Source organism: Pseudomonas sp. TH15 (assembly GCF_016651105.1).
Lineage (GTDB): Bacteria > Pseudomonadota > Gammaproteobacteria > Pseudomonadales > Pseudomonadaceae > Aquipseudomonas.
This window is the reverse complement of record NZ_JAEKEL010000001.1, coordinates 3,181,652-3,204,535: the sequence shown is the minus strand read 5'-3', so window position 1 is coordinate 3,204,535 and position 22,884 is coordinate 3,181,652. Positions and strand designations below refer to the sequence as shown.

General features: G+C 60.3%; 13 protein-coding genes and 3 pseudogenes. 8 read left to right on the top strand and 8 right to left on the bottom strand.

Annotation, left to right across the window (positions count from 1 at the left end; all coding sequences use genetic code 11):
- Positions 1–5 precede the first annotated feature (5 nt).
- From JFT87_RS14415 to JFT87_RS14385, 7 genes are all read right to left on the bottom strand, one after another.
- Positions 6–632 carry a response regulator transcription factor gene (locus tag JFT87_RS14415; RefSeq protein ID WP_201202237.1) on the bottom strand — a complete coding sequence of 209 codons (627 nt, stop codon included), beginning with the start codon at positions 630–632 and terminating at the stop codon, positions 6–8.
- A gap of 123 nt (positions 633–755) precedes the next feature.
- The gene (locus JFT87_RS14410) at positions 756–1,196 is read right to left on the bottom strand and encodes a chemotaxis protein CheY (RefSeq protein WP_201202236.1); all 441 of its coding nucleotides are present in this window, start codon (positions 1,194–1,196) and stop codon (positions 756–758) included.
- An 88-nt stretch (positions 1,197–1,284) separates the two neighbouring features.
- Positions 1,285–1,701 (bottom strand): hypothetical protein, encoded by a 417-nt coding sequence (locus JFT87_RS14405; protein ID WP_242487257.1) that lies wholly within the window; start codon positions 1,699–1,701, stop codon positions 1,285–1,287.
- A gap of 243 nt (positions 1,702–1,944) precedes the next feature.
- The gene (locus tag JFT87_RS14400) at positions 1,945–2,661 is read right to left on the bottom strand and encodes an MgtC/SapB family protein (protein WP_008084043.1); all 717 of its coding nucleotides are present in this window, start codon (positions 2,659–2,661) and stop codon (positions 1,945–1,947) included.
- A gap of 132 nt (positions 2,662–2,793) precedes the next feature.
- Positions 2,794–5,499 (bottom strand): magnesium-translocating P-type ATPase, encoded by a 2,706-nt coding sequence (gene mgtA, locus JFT87_RS14395; protein ID WP_201202234.1) that lies wholly within the window; start codon positions 5,497–5,499, stop codon positions 2,794–2,796.
- Positions 5,500–5,999: 500 nt separating this feature from the next.
- Entirely contained in the window at positions 6,000–7,337 is a 1,338-nt protein-coding gene (locus tag JFT87_RS14390) for a lysine N(6)-hydroxylase/L-ornithine N(5)-oxygenase family protein (protein WP_201202232.1), read from the bottom strand.
- Between the two features lie 132 nt (positions 7,338–7,469).
- Entirely contained in the window at positions 7,470–7,952 is a 483-nt protein-coding gene (locus tag JFT87_RS14385; protein ID WP_201202231.1) for a sigma-70 family RNA polymerase sigma factor, read from the bottom strand.
- 319 nt (positions 7,953–8,271) lie between these two features.
- Between JFT87_RS14385 and JFT87_RS14380 the strand changes: the two genes are divergently transcribed.
- Genes JFT87_RS14380 through JFT87_RS14370 form a run of 3 tightly spaced genes read left to right on the top strand, consistent with a single transcriptional unit; the run spans position 8,272 to position 12,820 of the window.
- Positions 8,272–9,444 (top strand): efflux RND transporter periplasmic adaptor subunit, encoded by a 1,173-nt coding sequence (locus JFT87_RS14380; RefSeq protein WP_201202230.1) that lies wholly within the window; start codon positions 8,272–8,274, stop codon positions 9,442–9,444.
- Positions 9,445–11,418, top strand: a complete 1,974-nt coding sequence (locus tag JFT87_RS14375; protein ID WP_201202228.1) for a MacB family efflux pump subunit — start codon at positions 9,445–9,447, stop codon at positions 11,416–11,418.
- 7 nt (positions 11,419–11,425) lie between these two features.
- Positions 11,426–12,820 carry an efflux transporter outer membrane subunit gene (locus JFT87_RS14370; protein WP_201202226.1) on the top strand — a complete coding sequence of 465 codons (1,395 nt, stop codon included), beginning with the start codon at positions 11,426–11,428 and terminating at the stop codon, positions 12,818–12,820.
- Between the two features lie 129 nt (positions 12,821–12,949).
- Here the strand turns inward: JFT87_RS14370 and pvdP are convergent, their stop codons facing one another.
- Positions 12,950–14,569 carry a pyoverdine maturation tyrosinase PvdP gene (pvdP, locus tag JFT87_RS14365; protein WP_201202224.1) on the bottom strand — a complete coding sequence of 540 codons (1,620 nt, stop codon included), beginning with the start codon at positions 14,567–14,569 and terminating at the stop codon, positions 12,950–12,952.
- A gap of 222 nt (positions 14,570–14,791) precedes the next feature.
- On the opposite strand from pvdP, the pseudogene pvdM reads away from it, so the two are divergent.
- The 5 genes and pseudogenes from pvdM to JFT87_RS14340 all read left to right on the top strand — a co-directional run bounded on the left by pvdM (position 14,792) and on the right by JFT87_RS14340 (position 22,722).
- Positions 14,792–16,142, top strand: a pseudogene (gene pvdM / locus JFT87_RS14360) (pyoverdine-tailoring dipeptidase-like protein PvdM).
- Positions 16,143–16,170: 28 nt separating this feature from the next.
- Positions 16,171–17,450: pseudogene (pvdN, locus tag JFT87_RS14355) on the top strand (pyoverdine-tailoring periplasmic protein PvdN).
- Positions 17,451–17,636: 186 nt separating this feature from the next.
- Positions 17,637–18,373: pseudogene (locus JFT87_RS14350) on the top strand (formylglycine-generating enzyme family protein).
- 118 nt (positions 18,374–18,491) lie between these two features.
- Entirely contained in the window at positions 18,492–20,141 is a 1,650-nt protein-coding gene (locus JFT87_RS14345) for a cyclic peptide export ABC transporter (RefSeq protein WP_201202222.1), read from the top strand.
- A 154-nt stretch (positions 20,142–20,295) separates the two neighbouring features.
- Positions 20,296–22,722 carry a TonB-dependent receptor gene (locus JFT87_RS14340; protein ID WP_201202220.1) on the top strand — a complete coding sequence of 809 codons (2,427 nt, stop codon included), beginning with the start codon at positions 20,296–20,298 and terminating at the stop codon, positions 22,720–22,722.
- Positions 22,723–22,884: the final 162 nt, after the last annotated feature.

The following is a 22,884-nucleotide window of genomic DNA, read 5'->3' as shown; positions in this document are numbered from 1 at the left end:
GCCTCTCAGATCAAGTGATTGCGGACGACAAAATCACGCAAGTGAACGGCGGAACTGACGCCAAGTTTGATCATCAGGCGGGATTTGTACGTACTGACGGTTTTGTGACTGAGGTGCATCTCTTCGGCGATGGATTTGTTGGATTTACCGGATGCCAGTTGCACAAGGATCTTCAACTCTTGATTGGAGAGCAGGTCGATCAGTTGCTTTTCCGTGGCCAGCAACCCGCTCAATAAATTTGAATTATTGGGCAGTGCGGTGAAGTAGGTGTAACCAGACATCAACGCCTGAATTGCCTGGTGCAATTGCTGCAAATCATTGGTTTTTTGCACAAACGCCATGGCACCGGCGCGCAAACAACGCTCTTGGTAGAACACTGCTTCGCATGAGGTAAAGACCAGTATCGGGCAAACAAAATCGTTGGCTTTGATCCGTTCAATAACATCGAGCCCGTCGAGAGAGAAAAGCTTCAGATCAAGCACTACCAGTTGCGGTTGGTGCTCGCGGAGCAATTGCAAGACTTCTCTACCGCTGGATGCCTCGTAGATCTCACTGAAGCGCTCCGCTTCCAGCACGAGTCTGACGGCGGCGCGCACCACCGGATGATCGTCGACGATCAGCGCTGACTTCATGAACACTCCCTGTACGAAGACGTGACGATGGCGCTCTGTCCACTCGTCACCGACACAGTGACTGTTGCACGGACGTCGACACGAATCTACCTGTCAGATCTGACAGTTGTCAGCGTTACGAACTTATGCAGAGGCTCGCCGTGGCGCTGCTGATTCTGGCCTCCAGGCCAACTGTGCTGGCTCGGTGCAGACATCGATCTGCGCCATCAGGGATTTGATCGTCTGTACATCGGGCAACGCGGCATGGGTGATTTGCAGGTTCTCCTGGGCAAACCCCGGATCAGCCTGCAACGGTGCCGAAGGATCGTTGTAGATCAGGGCATGACGCACCTGCGGGTTATCGAGGAAGAACGCCGGCAGCTCCAGCGAGCCCGCGGCCAGTTCAGCGTTGATGACCACTACGTCGAACGGTTCACAGCCGTACTCCACCAGCGTCAATAACTCGAGGAGGCTTTGCACGGGCGCAATCCGGTAGTACTCAAGGGCATTGAATGAACGTTCGATTTTCATCCGGTTGAAATGCTGCGCGTCAGCGATCAGGACACGCAGGGTTTTATTGATCATGGTCGATCTCCTGGCCGTTTCAAGAGGCCGAAAGGCTACGCAACAGCCACGCTGCTTTATGTAGGAAGTTTCTGAATTATTGGGTCATTCATCCGCATTCAGCGTTTCGGAAAATGCCCGCACATTTAGAGGCAACCTCCTGAATATTGAGCTGATCCAGCAAAGGCCCGAGCGTCTGGCGATCTGGCGTGTGAACCAGGCTCAACTGGCGCCGATGATTGGCATAAATCATCTCGGCCCGCGGCTGGCCACGCCGTGTGTCGTAAATCACGCCGTGGCGAATTTTTGAATTGCTCTGAAAGAACCGCACCGGATCAACTCCCGCAGAGGCCAGCAGTTCGCCATTGATGAGCAGCAGATCAAACTGCTCGAAGGGCTCGTACGAGTAATGGATCAGGCTCAGAAGTTCGCGAAACGAACAGACGCCCGTAAGCGCACGGCAACCCAGCTCGTTGAGGGTTTTGCCGATTCGGGTTTGCAGCAAAGGCTGCTCTTCGACGATCAATATTCGCCAGCATTTGTAGGACATAGGTTTCGACGGTTTAGAGAAAAATTACTGATCACAGTGCGAAACCACACACTAGGCAAAAAAGCCCGCGAGTCATGTAGGACAAGTCTGAAAAATGGCGAGATCAATCTTTAAACATCACAAGAAAAAGCCACGCAGGATCAACCGACGTGGCTTTTTTATTTATCAGAGGCGTGGCACACCGAACGGTTGTTCAGTGCCATTGGCTTGGGATTGCGCTTATTCGGTAGTACTCGGACTCCAGAACGCCTGCACCACCAGCGCCGAGGTGGAGATTCGTGCGACCAGTGCATCCAGCTCATCGCCATCGACCGAGGTGGTCGCCAAGGTGGCTTCGATTTCGATTTCATCGGCACCGAAGGCATGCACGTCAACATCGCTGGCCGGGTAGTTGCTGCGTTCAAGCTCGGCTTCGAGCAAGGCGAACACGGCTTTCTGCTGCGAGCGCCGGGCGATGACATAAACGATGTTGGTAACTTCCGCCGAGACCACGTCCAGTGGCTGACGGTTGATGTTGTTGACGATGGGCCGCAACAAAGTGTTGGCGGCGAGGATGAACAGCGTGCCGAGCACGGCTTCGGCGAGCAGATCGGCACCCGCGCAGGCGCCGACTGCGGCAGAAGTCCAGAGGGTCGCGGCGGTGTTGAGGCCACGCACGTTGCCTTCTTCGCGCATGATCACCCCAGCACCGAGAAACCCGATACCGGAGACCACGTAAGCGACCACACGCACCGCGCCTTCAGCGCCGGCGAGACGGTTGGCCATGTCGACGAAAATCGCCGCACCGACCGCGACCAGCACGTTGGTGCGCAGGCCGGCGGTGCGTTGCCGGTACTGACGCTCAAAGCCGATCAGACCGCCGAGGATGAACGCGGCGCTGAGGCTGACGAGGGTGTCGAGCAGCGAATCGAGATTGAGGTTGTTGATGGCTTGCATCGTCATCTCCCTGAATACACACAAATCCCCTGTAGGAGCTGCCGAAGGCCGCGATCTTTTGATCTTGACCTTAAAAAGCAAAGTCAAAAGATCGCAGCCTTCGGCAGCTCCTACAGGGGAGCAATCCTGCTGTTATTGCCAGCCAAACCGGCGGATATAGAAGCCCTTCACCGCCTGGGTCAGGCCCATGTACGCCAGCAAAATCACCGGCAGGAACACGAAGTACAGCGACGGCAGTGCCTGCAGTTTGAAGTAGTGTGCCAGCGGCCCCATCGGCAGGAAGATCCCGACCGCCATGATGATCCCGGTCATGACCATCAACGGCGTAGCCGCACGGCTTTGCAGGAACGGGATCTTCGGCGTACGGATCATGTGCACGATCAGCGTCTGGGTCAGCAACCCCACCACGAACCAGCCGGACTGGAACAGCGTCTGGTGGTCCGGGGTATTGGCGTCGAACACGTACCACATCAAAGCAAACGTGGTGATGTCGAAGATCGAACTGATCGGGCCGAAGAACAGCATGAAGCGCCCGACGTCGGCCGGCTGCCAGCGCTGGGGCTTTTTCAGCATCTCGGCATCGACGTTATCGAACGGGATGGCGATCTGCGAAATGTCATAGAGCAGGTTCTGCACCAGCAGGTGCATCGGCAGCATCGGCAGGAACGGGATAAACGCACTGGCCACCAGCACCGAGAACACGTTGCCGAAGTTCGAACTGGCGGTCATTTTGATGTACTTGAGCATGTTGGCGAAGGTCCTGCGTCCTTCCAGCACACCCTCCTCCAGCACCATCAGGCTCTTTTCCAGCAGGATGATGTCGGCCGCCTCCTTGGCAATGTCCACCGCGCTGTCCACCGAAATACCAATGTCGGCCGCCCGCAGCGCCGGGGCGTCGTTGATGCCGTCGCCCATGAAACCGACCACGTGGCCGTTGCCTTTGAGCAAGCGGACGATGCGTTCCTTGTGTGACGGCGTCAGTTTGGCAAAGACGTTGGTGGTCTCCACGGCCAGCGCCAGTTCGGCGTCGCTCATGCGCTCGACGTCGCTGCCCATCAACAGGCCTTGCTGCTCCAGGCCGACTTCGCGGCAGATCTTGGCGGTCACCAGCTCGTTGTCGCCGGTCAGCACTTTTACCGCAATGCCGTGTTCGGCCAATGCGCGCAGGGCCGGCGCGGTGCTTTCCTTGGGCGGATCGAGGAATGCGACGTAGCCGATCAGGGTCATTTGCTGCTCGTCGGCGAGGCTGTAAACCGACTGTTCCTTGGGCGTGTGCCGCGCCGCCACGGCCACCACGCGCAGACCTTCCTCGTTGAAGGAGGCGGTCACTTCGCGAATCCGCGTCAGCAGTTCTTCAGTCAGCGGTTCGTCGTTTTCACCATGACGAACCCGGGTGCACACCGCGAGGATTTCCTCCACGGCGCCTTTGCACACCAGCAAGTGATGCTGTTGATCATGCTCGGCGACCACCACCGACATGCGTCGGCGGTTGAAGTCGAACGGCACTTCATCGACCTTGGCGAACGCGGTGGCCACTTCCAGTTCACGGTGAACCTCGACGTGTTGCAGCACCGCAACGTCCAGCAGGTTTTTCAGGCCGGTCTGGTAGTAGCTGTTGAGGTAGGCCATTTCCAGCACGTCATCGGACTCTTCGCCCCAGACGTCCACATGCCGGGCGAGGAAGATTTTGTCCTGGGTCAGGGTGCCGGTCTTGTCGGTGCACAGCACGTCCATCGCGCCGAAGTTCTGGATCGCATCCAGGCGCTTGACGATGACTTTCTTGCGCGAGAGGAACACCGCACCCTTGGCCAGGGTCGAGGTGACAATCATCGGCAGCATTTCAGGGGTCAGGCCCACGGCGATGGACAGCGCGAACAGCAGCGCCTGCATCCAGTCACCCTTGGTGAAACCGTTGATAAACAGCACCAGCGGCGCCATCACGAACATGAAGCGAATCAGCAGCCAACTGACCTTGTTGACCCCGGTTTGAAACGAGGTCGGCGTGCGGTCAGTGGCGCTGACCCGCTGCGCCAAGGCACCGAAATAGGTGCTGTTGCCGGTGGTCAGGATCACCGCGATGGCCGCACCCGAGACCACATTGGTGCCCATGAACAGGATGTTGTCCAGGTCCAGCGGGTTACTGGTGTCGCTGTCTTGCTGACGGGGGAATTTTTCCACCGGCATCGATTCGCCGGTCATGGCAGCCTGGCTGACGAACAGGTCCTTGGCGCTGAGTACCCGGCAATCGGCCGGAATCATGTCGCCGGCCGAGAGCACGATCAGGTCGCCAGGCACCAGTTGCTTGATTGGCAGTTCGATGCGCTGCGCACCCTGGCGCATGACCGTCGCGGTGTTGCTCACCATCGCCTTTAGCGCGTCAGCGGCCTGGTTGGACTTGGCTTCCTGCCAGAACCGCAGCAAGGTCGAGAGCACCACCATGGAGAAAATCACCACGGCGGCTTTCACGTCCTCGGTCAGCCAGGAGATAAACGCCAACAAGGTCAGCAACAGGTTGAACGGGTTTTTGTAGCAGTGCCACAAGTGAACCCACCACGGCAGCGGCTGCTCGTGCTCGACCTCGTTAAGGCCGTATTGCTCGCGCAGGGCCTCGGCTTCGAGCTCGCTCAAACCATCGGTGTGGCTGCCGAGTTTGTCCAGCAATGGACCGGTGTCACTGTTGGCGGCAGACACCAGGGTTTGCGCCAGGGTGGGCGGTACTTCACGGCTGACCGTGGTGTCGGTGAAGCTTTCCAGCAAGGCCAGGCGACGAAAGTGCCGGGCGATGTGGCGGGTGCGCAGGAATCCGGCGAAGAATTCCTTGAGCAAGGTCAGGTTCATGGCAGTTGCCCCCCAGGGTCGGCCAGGAAACCGTCGAGCAGGCGTGTCGAGTCGCCGCGATGACGACGGGCACGTCGAACATCACACGATTCAGTGTCGATGAGAGGACATCAGGACGGCCCAGCACTGGCCGCGATAGAGAATGCCGCTACTCGCTTTTCAGCAAGAAAACGGCACAAAAAGACTGCGCGTTATCTTGCCGAGAAAATGCCGGTTACTGAAACCGGCCGACTACTGTCACTCGAACAAGTACCCACTGTGGGTCTCCGCTATTGAAGAAATCGCGCGAAGCTTACGCGCCGATGTAAGGAGAGTAAACGACGCTGGGGCGTGTGCCGGGGGAATCTCGGGGTTCTTCAGGAAGGGTTCAGGATTGAAGATTTGCGGTGTTCTTTTTGGCCCCTTCGCGAGCAAGCCCGCTCCCACATTTGTCCTGCGAACACAGGTCCATTGTGGGAGCGGGCTTGCTCGCGAAGGCGGCCTGACAGCCGCCACAAATCTTAACTGGCAGTGGCCAGCAACAAGTCCATCACCGAACGGCTGTGCCCACGGTTTTTGCCATGGTCATACAGGGAGCCGGCAATCTCATCAGCCCGAATCGGCAGGATCGACAGCAAGGTGTCGCTCAAGCCGTGGCTGGCCTGGCAGAAGCCCTGCATGTAGATGCCAGCCTTGCAGCGCTCGTCGGTGATCAGTTTGTAGTTGCGATCGACTTCGAAATCACCGAGGTACTGTTCCAGCGGCGCCAGCAGTTTGCGGTGCATCTGACGCTCGTAACCGGTGGCGAGTACCACGGCGTCGTAATGACGAACCGTGACTTCACCGGTGGCGTTGTTGCGCACGATCAGTTCGATACCGTGCTCGGTGGCGGCGGCTTTTTCGATGGTGGTCAGGGTGCGGAACGCATGACGGGCAACCCCCGAAACCTTCTGGCGATAGAAGATGCCGTAGATGCGTTCGATCAGGTCGATGTCCACCACCGAGTAATTGGTGTTGTGGTACTCGTTGACCAGACGCTCGCGCTCGCTGCTCGCTTGCTGGAACACCAGGTCGGTGAACTCCGGCGAAAACACTTCGTTGACGAACGGGCTGTCATCCGCCGGTTTCAGGGCCGAGCCGCGCAGGATCATGTCCACTTGCACCGACGGGAAGCTGTCGTTCAAATCGATAAAGGCTTCCGCCGCGCTCTGCCCGCCGCCGATGATCGCGATGCTCATCGGTTGATTGTTCACGCACGGCTGCTGGGCCATTTGCGCCAGGTATTGGGAATGGTGGAAGACTCGGCTGTCGTCCTTCAGCGCTTTGAACGCTTCAGGAATACGCGGTGTACCGCCGGCGCTGACGACCACCGAGCGAGTGGTGCGGACGTGCTGATGACCCTGTGTATCACGGGAAATCACCCGCAACGCCTCGATCTGCTGCTGGTGCAGCACCGGCTCGATGGTCAGCACTTCTTCGCCGTAACGGCTCTGTTCGGTGAACTGCCCGGCGACCCAGCGCAGGTAGTCGTTGTACTCCATGCGGCACGGATAGAACGTGCCAAGGTTGATGAAGTCCACCAGGCGGCCGTGATGCTTGAGGTAATTGACGAACGAGTACGGGCTGGTCGGGTTGCGCAGGGTCACCAGGTCCTTGAGGAAGGAAATCTGCAACTCGCTCTGGGTCACCAGGGTGTTGCCGTGCCAGCGGTAGTCGGCCTGCTTGTCGAGAAACAGTACATCCAGCTCACCCTGATTCGCCGAGCGCTCTTGCAGAGCGATGGCCAGCGCCAGGTTCGACGGGCCGAAACCAATGCCGATCAGGTCGTGAACGATGGGCGATGCAATTGCCTGTGTCATTTCCAGTGTCCTCTGGATGAACCCCTCAACCGTGGGGATAAAGCCTGGGTGACCTGACCGGCCTTAGGCAGGACAGCAGATCGTCTGTTGAGTAGGAACGAGGACAATGAAAAAAAATTTAATCGGATGGGATCAATGGGCGTCCCACTGCTTGATTCGCACCCGGCAGTGTTTCATGGCATTGACGATGTGCTTCTCCACCAGCGCCCGGGAAATGCCCAGGTTTTCGGCGATTTCAGGATGCGACAGACCATCGATCTTGCGCAGCAGGAAGCTCTCGCGGCACAACCGTGGCAGTTCGGCCAAGGCACGCTGGAGCATTTCCAAGCGCTGGCCGTGGTCGAGGCAATTGTGTGGCGAGGGGATGAAGTAGCGTTCTTCGGTATCGAGCACTTCCAGGGATTCGACCTGACGCAGGGCATTGCGCCGATGGTCGTCGATCACCAGATTGAGTGCAGTGCGATAGAGAAACGCCCGGGGCTGCTCGATCGGCGTGTCGCTGGAACGCTCCAGTACCCGCACATAGGCGTCATGCACCACATCTTCGGCCACCTGACGGTTGCCCAGCTTGGCGTTCAGGAAACACACCAGCTCGCGATAGTAGTTTTCCAACATGACTCCCGACCGCAGGGAGTGCGGCTTCTGTCCTTGAGCCAGATCCGCGACCGCCGAATGGGCAATGGCACGATGATGGCGATTTGAGCCGCGTAATTTATAGTAATTCTCATATAGATTTAAAGTACTGATTCGGTTTGCCCGACAAATAGTGCGGCGCTATACCTGTAACTCTGTGTGTCCGCGCTTAAATTCCGCCCTTATCTCCTCGTTTACAGGACAGCTCCCCGTGTCTGTCGCTCTGCGACAGCGTTCGGCTGTCGCCCAGATGGGCGCGCCGCCTGAACGACGGGCCGATTTCCTTTGGCCGGAACCCTGCATGAAACGTCCCCGACACACCCGACGCGCCCTGCTTGTAGCCCTGTGTCTGATCCCCGTTATCGCCGTCGCCGCCTGGCAAATCATCCCGCCCGGCCGCGATCAGCTCGCCACGGTTCAAGTCAGTCGCGGCGACATTGAAAGCAGCGTCACCGCCCTGGGCACCCTGCAACCGAGGCGTTACGTCGACGTCGGCGCCCAAGCGTCGGGGCAGATCCACAAGATTCATGTGGAGGTTGGCGACGTGGTCAAGGAAGGCGATCTGCTGGTGGAGATCGACCCGTCGACCCAGCAAGCCAAACTCGACGCCGGGCGTTTTTCCATCGACAACCTCAAGGCCCAGCTCCAGGAGCAACGAGCGCAGCACGAACTGGCCCGGCAGAAATTCCAGCGCCAACAACATCTGGCTGCCGGCGGCGCCACCCGCGACGAAGACGTGCAAACCGCTCAAGCCGAACTGCGCGCCACCCAAGCTCGCGTTGATATGTTCCAGGCGCAGATCCGCCAAGCCCAAGCCAGCCTGCGCAGTGATCAGGCAGAACTCGGCTACACGCGAATTTATGCACCAATGAACGGAACGGTCGTAGCCCTCGACGCCCGGGAAGGCCAAACGCTCAACGCTCAGCAGCAGACACCGTTGATTTTGCGCATTGCCAAACTGTCGCCGATGACGGTTTGGGCCGAGGTCTCGGAAGCCGACATCGGCCATGTCAAACCCGGCATGAACGCCTGGTTCACCACCCTCAGTGGCGGCAACCGCCGCTGGAACAGCACGGTGCGGCAGATCCTGCCGATCCCGCCCAAACCGCTGGACCAGACCAGCCAGGGCGGCGGCAGCCCCGCCAGTTCGAGTAAAAGCGGCACCGGTCGCGTGGTGCTCTACACCGTATTGCTCGACGTCGACAACGCCGACAACGTCTTGATGGCGGAAATGACCACCCAGGTTTTCTTCGTCTCCAACCAGGCGAAAAACGTCCTCACCGCACCGATTGCCGCATTGCAGGGCGGCACGCAGCCCGACAGCCAGACTGCCCGGGTCGTCGCCAAAAACGGTGACATCCAGCAACGGACCGTGCGCACCGGCATCAGTGATCGCCTCAAAGTGCAAATCCTCGATGGCCTCGACGAAGGCGATCACCTGTTGATCGGCCCGGCTGACGGGAGTGGCGGCTAAATGCTGACGCCTCTGATCGACCTGCAAGACATCCGCAAGGCCTATGGCGGCGGCGACGCTCCGGAAGTTCACGTGTTGCGCGGCATCGACCTGTCGATTCATGCCGGCGAGTTCGTCGCGATTGTCGGCGCTTCCGGTTCCGGCAAATCGACGCTGATGAACATTCTCGGCTGCCTCGACCGACCGACCTCGGGCGAATACCGCTTCGCCGGGGAAAACGTCGCCGGGCTCGACAGCGATGAACTGGCCTGGCTGCGCCGCGAGGCGTTTGGCTTTGTGTTCCAGGGTTATCACCTGATCCCGTCCGGCTCCGCCCAGGAAAACGTCGAGATGCCGGCGATTTATGCTGGCACTCCAGCCGCCGAGCGTCATGCCCGCGCCGCCGCCCTCCTCGACCGCCTCGGCCTCGCTTCGCGCACCGGCAACCGTCCGCATCAGCTCTCCGGCGGCCAGCAACAACGGGTATCGATTGCCCGCGCTTTGATGAACGGCGGCCACATTATTCTCGCCGACGAACCGACCGGCGCCCTCGACAGCCACAGCGGCGCCGAGGTCATGACCTTGCTCGACGAACTGGCGAGCCAGGGCCACGTGGTGATCCTCATTACCCACGACCGCGAAGTCGCGGCGCGGGCCAAGCGCATCATCGAAATCCGCGATGGCCTGATCATCAGCGACAGCGCCCACGACGACCCGACGGTGCAAACCTCGGCCAACCCCGGCGCGTTGCAAGCGGTGGATTTGCGCAAGCGCCTCAGCGAAGGCGCCGAGGCCACCGGGGCCTGGAAAGGCGAGCTGGTGGATGCGGTGCACGCGGCATGGCGGGTGATGTGGATCAACCGTTTCCGCACCGCGCTGACGTTGCTCGGGATCATCATCGGCGTGGCATCGGTGGTGGTGATGTTGGCGGTCGGCGAAGGCAGCAAGCGCCAGGTCATGGCGCAAATGGGCGCTTTCGGCTCGAACATCATTTACCTCAGCGGCTCGGCGCCGAACCCGCGCACCCCGCCCGGAGTCGTCACCCTGGCGGACGTCGCCGCGCTGGCCAGCCTGCCGCAAGTGAAGCGGATCATGCCGGTCAACGGCGCCGAGGCCGGCGTGCGTTACGGCAACGTCGACCACATGAGTTACGTCGGCGGCAATGACACCAATTTCCCGGCGATCTTCAACTGGCCGGTGGTTCAGGGCAGCTACTTCACCGAGGCCGATGAAAGAAACGCCGCGGCAGTTGCAGTGATCGGGCACAAGGTTCGGAGCAAATTGCTCAAGGACGTGCCCAACCCCATCGGCCAATACATCCTGATCGAAAACGTACCGTTCCAAGTGATCGGCGTGCTCGCCGAAAAAGGCGCCAGTTCCGGCGACTCCGACAGCGACAACCGGATCGCCATTCCGTATTCGGCGGCCAGTGTCCGGCTGTTCGGCACCCACAACCCTGAATACGTGGCCATCGCCACGGCCGACGCGCGCAAGGTCAAGGAAGCGGAAATCGCCATCCGCGAGTTGATGCTGCGCCTGCACGACGGCAAGCAGGATTTCGAGCTGACCAACAACGCGGCGATGATCCAGGCCGAAGCCCGGACCCAGAACACCCTGTCGCTGATGCTTGGCTCGATTGCCGCGATCTCGCTGCTGGTGGGCGGCATCGGCGTGATGAACATCATGCTCATGACCGTGCGCGAGCGGACCCGCGAGATCGGCATTCGCATGGCCACTGGCGCCCGTCAGCGCGACATCCTGCGCCAGTTCCTCACCGAAGCGGTGATGCTCTCGGTGGTCGGCGGTATTGCCGGGATTGGTCTGGCGCTGCTCGTCGGCGGCGTGCTGGTGCTCAGCGAAGTGGCCGTCGCGTTTTCCTTGATGGCGGTGCTCGGCGCTTTCGGCTGCGCCCTCGTTACCGGTGTTGTCTTCGGCTTCATGCCGGCCCGCAAAGCTGCCCGGCTCGACCCGGTCACGGCCCTTACCAGTGAATGATCGATCTATGAAGCCGCAATTGAGTCTGTTGACCCTCTGCCTGCTGCTCGGTGCGTGCGGCAGCCCTGCCCCGCGCCCGGACAGCAGCTTGCAGCCTCCTGCCGCGTGGCAGTCAGCGCCTACTGCCAGCAGTGCTCGCAACAACCCGCAATGGTGGACCCGGTTTGGCAGCCCGCCACTGGATCGTTTGATCGAACAGGCGCGGGTCGGCAGTTTCGACCTCGCGGCCGCTGTCGCTCGCGTGCGTCAGGCCCAGGCCGGCACGGTGATTGCCGGCGGCTCGTTGCTGCCGGAGGTGACGGCCGGAGCGAACGCCAATCGTCAGAAACTGATACGCGGCAAGGGCTACAGTCAGCTCGATGCCGACAGCAGCAACAACGCGGTGGATTACTTCGACGCCAATCTCAGCGCCACCTATGAAATCGACTTCTGGGGCGGTAAACGCGCGTCCCGCGACAGCGCGCAGTTCGGGCTGAAGGCCAGCGAGTTCGACCAAGCCACGGTGGAACTGACCTTGCTCAGCAGCGTGGCCAACAGCTACGCGCACACCCTATCGCTGCGGGAACAAGGGCGAATTGCCGAACTCAACCTGGCCAATGCCCAGAGCGTTTTGAAACTGGTGCAAACGCGCTTCGATTCAGGTTCTGCCACTGCTCTGGAACTGGCCCAGCAGAAAAGCCTGGTCGCGGCGCAGCAACGGCAATTGCCGGCGGTGCAGCAACAAGCCCAGGACGCGCTGATCAGCCTCGCCGCCCTCCTCGGCCAGCCGATTCAGCAACTGACACCCATCGACGAATCCTTCGATCACTTGCAGTGGCCGGTCATCGGCACCGGCGTGCCCAGTGAGTTGCTGACCCGCCGTCCGGACATTGCCCGCGCCGAAGCGCAACTGGCCGCCGCCCAGGCCGACGTCACCGTCGCCCGCGCCGCCATGCTGCCGGCTGTAACCCTGAGCGCCAGCCTCGGTTCGGGCGCCAACGGTGCCGGCGATATCATGCGCAGCCCGTTTTACAACCTCACAGCTGGTCTGCTGGCGCCGATCTTCAACAACGGCCGCCTCGGCGCCGAACGCGACAAAGCCACGGCGCGCCAGCAAGAACTGTTGGAGATCTATCGTGGGGCAATCATCAACGGCTTTGCCGACACCGAAAAAGCCCTGAACAACATTCGCGGGTTGGATGAACAACGCCAGTGGCAAAGCGAAGAACTGAGCCAGGCCCAGACCGCGTTCAGCATTGCCCAAAGCCGTTATCAGGCGGGTGCCGAGGACTTGCTGACGGTGCTGGAGACCCAGCGCACGTTGTATGCGGCGCAGGATCTGAATGTGCAACTGAAACTGGCGCGGGTGCAGGCCAGTGTGGCGTTGTACAAGGCGTTGGGTGGCGGCTGGCAGGCGATGTAAGTTCTCTGCCGGTCAAACCCATTCGCGAGCAAGCTCGCTCCCACAGTGTTCAGGGGTGCTGCCGCTAGCTACGGGCCAGCACAACAACCTGCGGGAGCGAGCCTGCTCGCCAAGAACGATGACGCGGCCTCAGGCCGAAGTCTGTTTGGGTTTCAGATGGCGCGCATACCAAGGGCGCTGCGGCACCTTGCGAAACAACGACGACAACACCTTCTCGTCATCGCTGAAGGTAATGCGCAGCGCCAGTTTCATGGTTTCCGGGTCCATTTCCACTGACTTGCCGACCTGCAATCCCGGCGTGGTGCTGCAACCGTGGGTCACCGGGCCGAGCCACGGGTCATCGACTTCAACCCAGCGCCCCGGGGCAAACCAATGCACGCCGTTGACTTCCAACCGGCTGACTTCACCCGCATGAAAACGCTCGTGCGCACGGAACCAGTCTTCAATCCGATCATCGATCCAGCCATGGAAATGCCAGAACACCGGATTCACGTGGGACGAAAACGGATCACCCAAGAAATCGTTTTCCGGGGCAAACCAGCGCGCCGCAAAGTCGTCCAGGTCGCGGGCGAGCGGCACTGGTTGACCGTTCGAAGGGTCGCGCGGCACTGACGCCCAGCGCATGTGCAACCAGTCGTGCAGCCCCAGCTCCACTTCGGAACCGAATTGGCCAAGGGTCAGCTTCGACAGGTATTGCGGATCGCGGTACTGCGATTCCCAGACCTGGAAATTGCTCTGGTACGTCTCGGCCGTCTTGAGGTCGGCGACCCATTGCGTGTATTCGTCATCGCCTTCGGCCAGCCAGGTCGGCGGCAGCGATGTACCGTCGTGGTTGTCGAAGTACCGAGCGAAACCGGCGCGATCACGGATCAACTCCGGTTGCGGCAAAGGAAAGTATTGCCAGGACGGCAAGTCCTGCATCGATCGCGCAGTGCCGAGCATGTGCCGGTGCATGAAAAAGAAGTCGACCCCGGAACCGTTGCGATCCTTGCGCGCGCCGCGAGCATCGCGTTCGTTATCCCGAGGGCCGGGCTGCCAGCCGATGCCGCGCAGGGCATCGCGCTTGTCGTCGGACAGTGTGTGCCATTTGTCCCGGGACGCATGCCAGAGCTGGTGAAACAACCGATGCTCCGGTGACACCAGCCAGGCCAATAACGTCGGGTTCAACCCCGTTCGCTCGCGGGCTTCGGGGAAAATTCGTTTGACCGCGAGGAAGCGATTGTCCTGCATCGGCAGGGCCAACGGACGATCCAGTCGCAACACCCGGCCACTGAGGCTACCGCTGCCGGCATTACCAAACGCGGCCCAGACTTCATCGAGGTCCATGTTGAATTCGTAATCGGTGGTGCCATTGGCGCCGACCAGTCGCCAGCTCAACTGCGAGGCATTGGCGTCGGCCAGGTCGCCGACAATCCGATAACTCGGCACCTCACTGCTGCGCAAACGCTCGGCAGTGTCAAGAAAACCGCTGACTCCGCGCCCCTTGTGGCCAATGTCGATCAACACTTCGAGCCCGTCCCGTGGCACGCCGTCGAGGCCGGCATCGCGACCGTCGAAACGAATCGTCCAGACCCCGCGCAAGGAGTCGGCCAGGCGCTGACCGGCGACGTCCGCCACATCGAACGACGCCTCACCCGGGGTGATCGTCGGATCCGGCTTCGTCCATTCACGATGCCCAAAATACGCTGCAGGCACAGCGGCGCCGGTCAGTGCCAGGCCCGCCATGAACCATCGTCGAGAAATCGTCATTGCCCTACCTGTGTCAGCCATGGAAGCAGGCTTTATCCAAGCTAGAACGTTTGTTGCAGAGGTAAATTTATGCCGTCCTGAAAAGATCGCAGCCTTCGGCAGTTCCTGTATCGCGCGCGTTCTTTTCAGCCAGACCTAAATTACCCGGTAGCCCACTCGTTCTTCCCAGATAGCAAAGGCCCCTGCGCCTGCACCGGGGCGGCGAACCTGACTGAGATGGCAATGACAACACCACGTTCGAAAAAGGCTCTTTACATCGGCCTGCCGCTGGCCCTGGCGATCAGCGCCGGTGCAGGTTTTGCGGTTTGGGATCACTGGTTCAAAGACAACCCCGGATACCCGCTCAAGGTGCTTCAGCAGGCCGATGAGTTGCACGAACGGATGCTCTCGTTCGACAGCCACATCACCGTGCCCCAGGAGTTCGGCACCACTGGCAACGAAATCGACAAGGACGGCAGCGGCCAGTTCGACCTGGTCAAGGCCAATCGCGGACGCCTGTCCGGTGCGGCCCTGACGATTTTCGGCTGGCCGGAACTGTGGAACGGCCCCAACGCGCCACACAAACCCACCGCCGGGTTCGTCGCCGAAGCGCGTAACCAGCAAGAAGTCCGCTACAAAATCATCTCCGGCATGGTTCGCGACTTCCCCAATCAAGTCGCCATCGCCTACACCCCGGCCGACTTCCGGCGCCTGCACGGCGAAGGCAAGTTTGCGATTTTCATCAGCATGCTCAACGCCTATCCGCTGGGACATGACCTGAACCTGCTGGACTTGTGGGCCGCTCGCGGCATGCGCATGTTCGGCTTCAGTTACGTAGGCAACAACGACTGGGCCGACTCCTCGCGCCCGCTGCCGTTCTTCAATGATTCGCCGGATGCCCTGGACGGTTTGTCAGACATTGGCAAGCAAGCTGTGCAGCGCTTGAATGACCTCGGCGTGATCATCGACGTGTCGCAGATGTCGACCAAAGCCTTGGAGCAAGTCGCGCAATTGAGCCGCACACCACTGGTGGCCTCACACTCGGCGCCACGGGCGATGGTCGATATTCCGCGCAACCTCAGCGACAAGGAATTGCAGCTGATCAAGAACAGCGGCGGCGTGGTGCAAATCGTCGGCTTCTCCGACCTACTTGCGTCCCCTGAGCCAAACAACGCAGGACAAGCTCAACGCCTTGCGTGCCAGGTTTGATCTGCAGCCACTGCAGGGCCTGGAAATGGCGCTGATGCCTGGTGACCCGATCATCACCGTATGGCCGGAACAACGCTTTGGCGAGTACGCCGGCCAGCTCTACGCAATCGTCGACGAAGAACCCAAAGCCAACCTCAAGGACCTCGGTGACGCAATCGATTACGCCGTGAAGAAAATCGGCATCGACCATGTCGGCATCAGTTCCGACTTCAACGATGGCGGCGGTCTGGATGGCTGGAAGGACGTCAGCGAAGCACGCAACGTAACCGCCGAGTTGATCTCCCGTGGCTACAGCGAGGCCGACATCGCCAAATTGTGGGGCGGCAACTTCTTGCGGGTCTGGGAACAAGTGCAAAAATCCTCCAAGCCTGTCGTCAACCGCTGACACCTCTTCGAACAAGCGATCAGACCTCATGACCAACCGTCGTTCTTTTCTCAAACAAGCCGGCATTCTTGCCGCCGGCCTGCCCCTGGGCGCAGCCGTCAACCTGCCGGCCCGCGCCGCCAATCCACAACCGATCGGCGGGACAAATGGGCGCAGTTGCGCCAGTTGTTCAACCAGGACCCGAACTACCTGCACTTCTCCAATTTCCTGATCACCACCCACCCAAAACCGGTGCGTGAGGCGATCGAGATGCACCGCGCCGCGCTGGATAAAAATCCGGGGCTGGCAATGGATTGGGATCTGGGCGTTATCGAACAGCGCGAAGAAGACGTGCGGGTCTGGGCCGGCAAATACCTGCAAGCCGATGCCAGGCAAATCGCCCTGACCGGCAGCACCACCGAAGGCCTGGCGATGATTTACGGCGGCGTGCACGTGCGCCTGGATCAGGAAATCCTCACCACCGTCCACGAACACTACGCGACCAATTACACCTTGGCTTATCGCCAGCAGAAAGATGACGTCAAGGTGCGCAAACTGAAGTTGTTCGACAGCAGCGCAACGGTGTCCGTCGACGAAATACTGACCCGTATCGACAAAGGCATTCGCCCTGAAACCCGGGTGCTCGGCATGACCTGGGTGCAATCCGGCAGCGGCGTGAAAACCCCGATCAGCGAGATCGGCGCCCTGGTGGACAAGCACAACCGCCATCGCAAGGACGAGGATCGGATCATCTACCTGGTCGACGGCGTGCACGGCTTTGGTGTCGATGACCTCGACTTCCCCGACATGCAGTGCGATTTCTTTATCGCCGGTACCCACAAGTGGATGTTCGGCCCGCGCGGCACCGGAATTATTTGCGCACGTTCCAGCGAACTGAAGTACGTCACGCCGATCATCCCGACCTTCTCCGAAGCCGAGCATTTCTCCACCACCATGACCCCCGGTGGGTATCACGCCTTCGAGCATCGCTGGGCACTGAGCGAAGCCTTCAAGTTGCACCTGCAACTCGGCAAGGCCGAGGTTCAGGCGCGCATCCATGAACTGAACAGCTACCTGAAAAAACGCCTGCAAGAACGCCCGCAGATCGAACTGGTCACGCCGCTCAGTCCCGAACTGTCCGCCGGTTTCACCTTCTTCCGGGTCAAGGGCAAGGACAGTGGCAAAGTCGCCGCCTACCTGATGGCCAACCGCGTGGTCTCGGACGCCGTCGAACGCGACGTCGGGCCGGTGATTCGCACCGCACCGGGCCTGCTCAACACCGAAAACGACATCGAGCGTTTCATGGCCGTACTCAACAAACAGCTGTGACGCCCCGCTTTCCTTTAGACGAGATGACTCATGAAACGTGATCTGTTGACCCCTGCCCTCGGCGCCAAGGCGCTCAAGGCACTGGCCCTCGCCGCCCTCATGAGCGGCCTGCTGCCGAGCGCCGCCCAGGCCGCAACCGCCCCTGCTGCTGGCAAAGTGTTCAAGGACTGCAAGGACTGCCCGGAAATGGTCGTGCTGCCGGCCGGCACCTTCACCATGGGCACACCGGAGGATGAAGTCGGGCGCGAACCCGACGAAGGCCCGATGCATGAAGTGACCTTCGCCAAACCCTTCGCCATGAGCCGCTTCCAGATCACTGCAGGTGAATGGGACAGTTACATTCGCGAGAGCGGTGCGGTGATCGCCAACGGTGACACGCGCCCCGGTCGCGAGTGCGTCGCGAGCAAACCGCGCTACCCGCAAACCCCGCGCCAGCCGGCGGTATGCATGGACTTCCAGGACATCAAGAACTACGTCGCCTGGTTGTCGAAAAAACCGGGCAGACCTACAGCATGCTCAGCGAAGCCCAGCGTGAATACGGTGCCCGTGCAGGTTCCAAAGGACCGTTCCCCTTCCCGTTCGACGAGGGCAAGGGCTACAGCATCGCCAAGCACGCCAACACCTACGGCCCGGCGGACGGCTACAGTTTCAGCTCGCCGGCAGGCAGCTATCCGGCCAACGCCTTTGGCCTGTACGACATGCACGGCAATGTCTATGAGTGGGTCGAAGACTGCTATCACCCGGACTACAAAGGTGCGCCAACCGACGGCAGCGCGTGGCTGGAACCCAACTGCGAGACCCTGCGCATTCGCGGCAATGACTGGGGTGAAGCGCCGGTCTTCTCCCGTTCGGGCAACCGCAACGACATCGATCCGAAGACCCGCGGCGACTGGATCGGTTTCCGTGTCGTGCGTGAGTTGTAATCGGCAGTAACGCTTCTCCTCTCCCCCGGTCGCCGCCAGTCGGCGACCGTCTAAATTAAGCAGCGGATCAGACGTTCTACAGGGTATCTGCCTTTACGACCCAAGGAACTGTCCTGTCATGACCCAGCCTACGCGCGGTGCAATTCATGAATTGTTCACCCTACTCAAACCTTTTCGGCTCGTCGTCGCACTGTCGGTCATTCTGGGTATGGTCGGTGGCCTGAGTGTCACGGTCCTGCTGGCCACCATCAACAACGCGCTGCACTCCGAAACCGGTCTGACCCAAGGCGTGGTCGCGCTGTTCGGTGGCCTGTGTGTGCTGGCGCTGCTCAGCTCGATCTGCTCGGACATCGGCACCAATTATGTCGGCCAGCACATCATCGCCACCCTGCGCAAACAACTGGGCGAGAAAGTCCTGTCGGCACCGATCGAGCAGATCGAACGCTATCGCAGCCATCGCCTGATTCCGGTGCTGACCCACGATGTCGACACCATCAGCGACTTCGCCTTCGCCTTCGCGCCACTGGCCATATCGCTGACCGTGACCCTCGGTTGCATGGGTTATCTGGCGATGCTGTCGTGGCCAATGTTCCTGATCATGGTCGTGGCGATCCTGATCGGCACGGGCATTCAGTACTTTGCCCAAGGGCGCGGGATCAAAGGTTTCTTCGCCGCCCGTGATGCTGAAGACGAACTGCAAAAGCACTACAACGCGATTGCCGAAGGTGCCAAGGAACTGCGCATACACCGCCCGCGTCGCCAACGCATGTTCAACAGCGGCATCAAGGGCACTGCCGATTTCATCTGCAAGACCCAGATCAAATCGATCAACACCTTTGTGATTGCCAAGAGTTTCGGCTCGATGCTGTTCTTTGTGGTCATCGGTCTGGCACTGGCCCTGCAATCGTTCTGGCCCAGCGCTGACAAAACCGTGATGAGCGGTTTCGTCCTGGTGCTGCTGTACATGAAAGGTCCACTGGAACATCTGGTCGGTACCTTGCCGGTGGTCAGCCGCGCACAGATCGCCTTCCGCCGCATCGCCGAACTGTCGGCGCAGTTCTCCTCGCCCGAGCCGCATCTGTTGCTCAGCGATCAGGGCAAGAAAGCCGAGCCGGTACAGAGCCTGGAACTCAAAGACGTGCGCTATGCCTTCCCGGCCGTGGGCGACGCCAACCCGTTCACGCTGGGGCCGGTGAACCTGAAGATCGAACAGGGCGACATCGTGTTCATCGTCGGCGAAAACGGCTGCGGCAAGACCACTCTGATCAAACTGCTGCTGGGCCTGTATCCGCCGCAGCAAGGCGAAATCCGCCTCAACGGGGAATGCGTGACCGCCCTCACCCGCGACGACTATCGCCAGTTGTTCACCACGATTTTTGCCGACTACTACCTGTTCGATGAACTGGTGCAGGGCGATCAGGAAATTCCGGAAGACGCCAACCGCTACCTGGAACGCCTGGAAATCGCCCACAAAGTCACGATCCGCGACGGCGCCTTCAGCACCACCGACCTGTCCACCGGCCAGCGCAAACGCTTGGCCCTGCTGAACGCCTGGCTGGAAGAGCGCCCAGTGCTGGTGTTCGACGAATGGGCCGCGGATCAGGACCCGACCTTCCGCCGGATCTTCTACACCGAGTTGCTGCCCGACCTCAAACGCCTGGGCAAGACCATCATCGTGATCTCCCACGATGACCGTTACTTCGACGTCGCCGACCAGTTGGTGCGCATGGATGCCGGCAAAGTCAAAACCGCGCTCAACCCGGCCTGACACGCCAACCGCTCAGGGATGGGCTGATCCCGCCTTCACGCGATAGCAGAGTTTTTCGCGGTTGGCGGGATTTTTTCCGGTTTTTACGCAGTGTTGCGTCTAATTATCATTAACTAATAAAACTGCACTCGCACTTCAGGAGCATCCCGAGCAAATGCAAGCCTTAAAGTTGTCCCGCACCCCTCTGGCTGTAGCCATTTCCCGCCGCAATCCGCGTGGCGCCGTGCTGTCAGGTGCCCTGCTGACGCTGATGCTGTTGGGCAGCGCCCAGGCTCAAGCGACGCCGGTCGACGTCAACGTTCCTGCGCAACCGCTGTCCAGCGCACTGCAACAGCTTGGGCAACAAGCCAACCTGCAGATTCTCTACAGCCCGGAAACCCTCGCTGGCCTGAAGTCGAGTGCGGTCTCCGGTCACCTGGAGCCGAAACAGGCGCTGGACAACTTGCTGCTGGGGAGCGGCATGACTTATCAACTGACCGGCAACACCGTTTCGCTGGTGCCGGCGACCGGAGCAGCTGCGGGAAACGCCCTGGAGCTCGGCGCGGTATCGATTTCCGGCAAGGCGCCGGGGTCGACCACTGAAGGCACCGGGCTGTACACCACGTACTCATCCAGTAGTTCGACGCGTCTGAACCTGACACCCAAGGAAACCCCGCAGTCGCTGACCGTCATGACCCGTCAGCGCCTCGACGACCAGCGCCTGACCAACCTCAGCGATACCCTCGACGCCACACCGGGCATCATCGTGCTGCGTGACGGCCAGGGCGCAGAGTCCGACGGTTACTTCTCCCGTGGTTTCGAGATCCAGAACTTCGAAATCGACGGCGTGCCGACCGTCAAGCGCATGGACAACTACACCCAGAGCATGGCGATGTACGACCGTGTTGAAGTGGTGCGTGGTGCCACCGGTCTGATCAGCGGCCTGGGCAGCCCTTCGGCGACCATCAACCTGATCCGCAAGCGCCCGACCGCCGAAGCGCAGGCCAGCGTCACCGCTGAAGCCGGCAACTGGGATCGCTACGGCACCGGCTTCGACGTCTCCGGGCCGTTGACCGAAACCGGCAACATCCGTGGCCGTCTGGTCGGCGACTTCAAGACTGAACAGTCCTGGGTCGATCGCTACAAACAAGATTCGCAACTGATGTATGGCATCACTGAGTTCGACCTGACCGAAGACACCTTGCTGACGATGGGCTTCAGCTACCAGCGCACCGACGTCGACTCGCCAATGCGTTCGGGCCTGCCGACCCGCTTCACCGACGGCTCGCGCACCAACCTCAAACGTTCCTTGAACTCGGCGCAGACCTGGTCTTACAACGACCACGAACAAACCAGCTTCTTCACCTCGATAGAACAGCAATTCGGCAATGGCTGGAGCGGCAAGGTTGAATTGACTCACTCCGAGAACAAATTCGACGAGGTCTTCAACTACGTCAACGGCGGCCTGAACCCTGACGGCAGCGGCACGACCCAACTGCCGGTGCGCTTCTCCGGTACCCCGCGCCAGAACAACATCGACGCCTACCTGACCGGCCCGTTCGGCCTGCTGGGTCGCGAGCATGAGCTGATCGCCGGTGTGACCCTGTCCCAATACTACGAAAACGTGCCGAGCTACGGTGGCTGGAAATACGACTATTCCAGCTCCCCTGCCGGCGCCATCGACAACCTGCTGAACTGGAACGGCGACTCGGTCAAACCCGAATTCAACGTCACCGGCAAATCCACCGTCGATGAAACGCAATACGCCGCTTACCTGGCCACCCGCCTGCGCGCCACCGATGACCTGAGCATCCTGCTCGGCAGCCGCGTCGTCGACTGGCATCGCGAGATCGAAGACAAACCGTACGGCGGTGCAGAAACCAAGACCAAGGAATCGGAAACCGGCGTCTACATCCCTTACGCGGGCGTGGTCTACGACGTCAACGACACCTGGTCGCTGTATGCCAGCTACACCAAGATCTTCAACCCGCAATCGTCGTGGGTTCGCGACATCAACAACAAGCCTCTGGACCCGATGGAAGGCACCGGCTACGAAGTCGGCGTCAAGGGTAGCCACTTCGATGGCAAGCTGAACTCCAGCTTCGCGCTGTTCAAGATCGAGCAGGACAACCTGGCGATCTGGATCGACACCCCAGGCGGCAACACCTACAAATCCGAACAGGGCACCACCACCAAAGGTGCGGAATTCACCCTCGATGGTGAACTCGCCGAAGGCTGGCAAGCGTCTGCCGGTTACGCCTACGCGGTCAGCACCGATGCCGATGACCAGCGCATCGTCACCACCCTGCCCCGTCACAGCCTCAAGACCTTCACCAGCTATCGCCTGCCGGGCATTCTGGACAAAGTCACCGTTGGCGGTGGCGTGAACTGGCAGAGCAAGACCGGTGCCGACCTGCACACCTTCCAGCAAGGCAGCTACGCCGTCACCAACCTGCTGGCACGCTACGACATCAGCAAAAACCTCAGCGCCTCGGTCAACCTGAACAACGTATTCGACCGCGAATACCTCAGCTACGCAGGCGACCACGGCATGTACGGCGCACCGCGCAACATCATGACCGGCTTCAAGTACACGTTCTGATTTAACCACCGCAACACAAAAAGCGCCCCGGCCAAACCGGGGCGCTTTTTTTATGGGTAAAGGTTTAACGGACTACAAGGCGTGCGCTTTGAAAGGCATTTCCTTTCGTTGCATAGGAAACGTCCGATTACATAAAAGATGCATCCGCTAAAACCCTCTTTT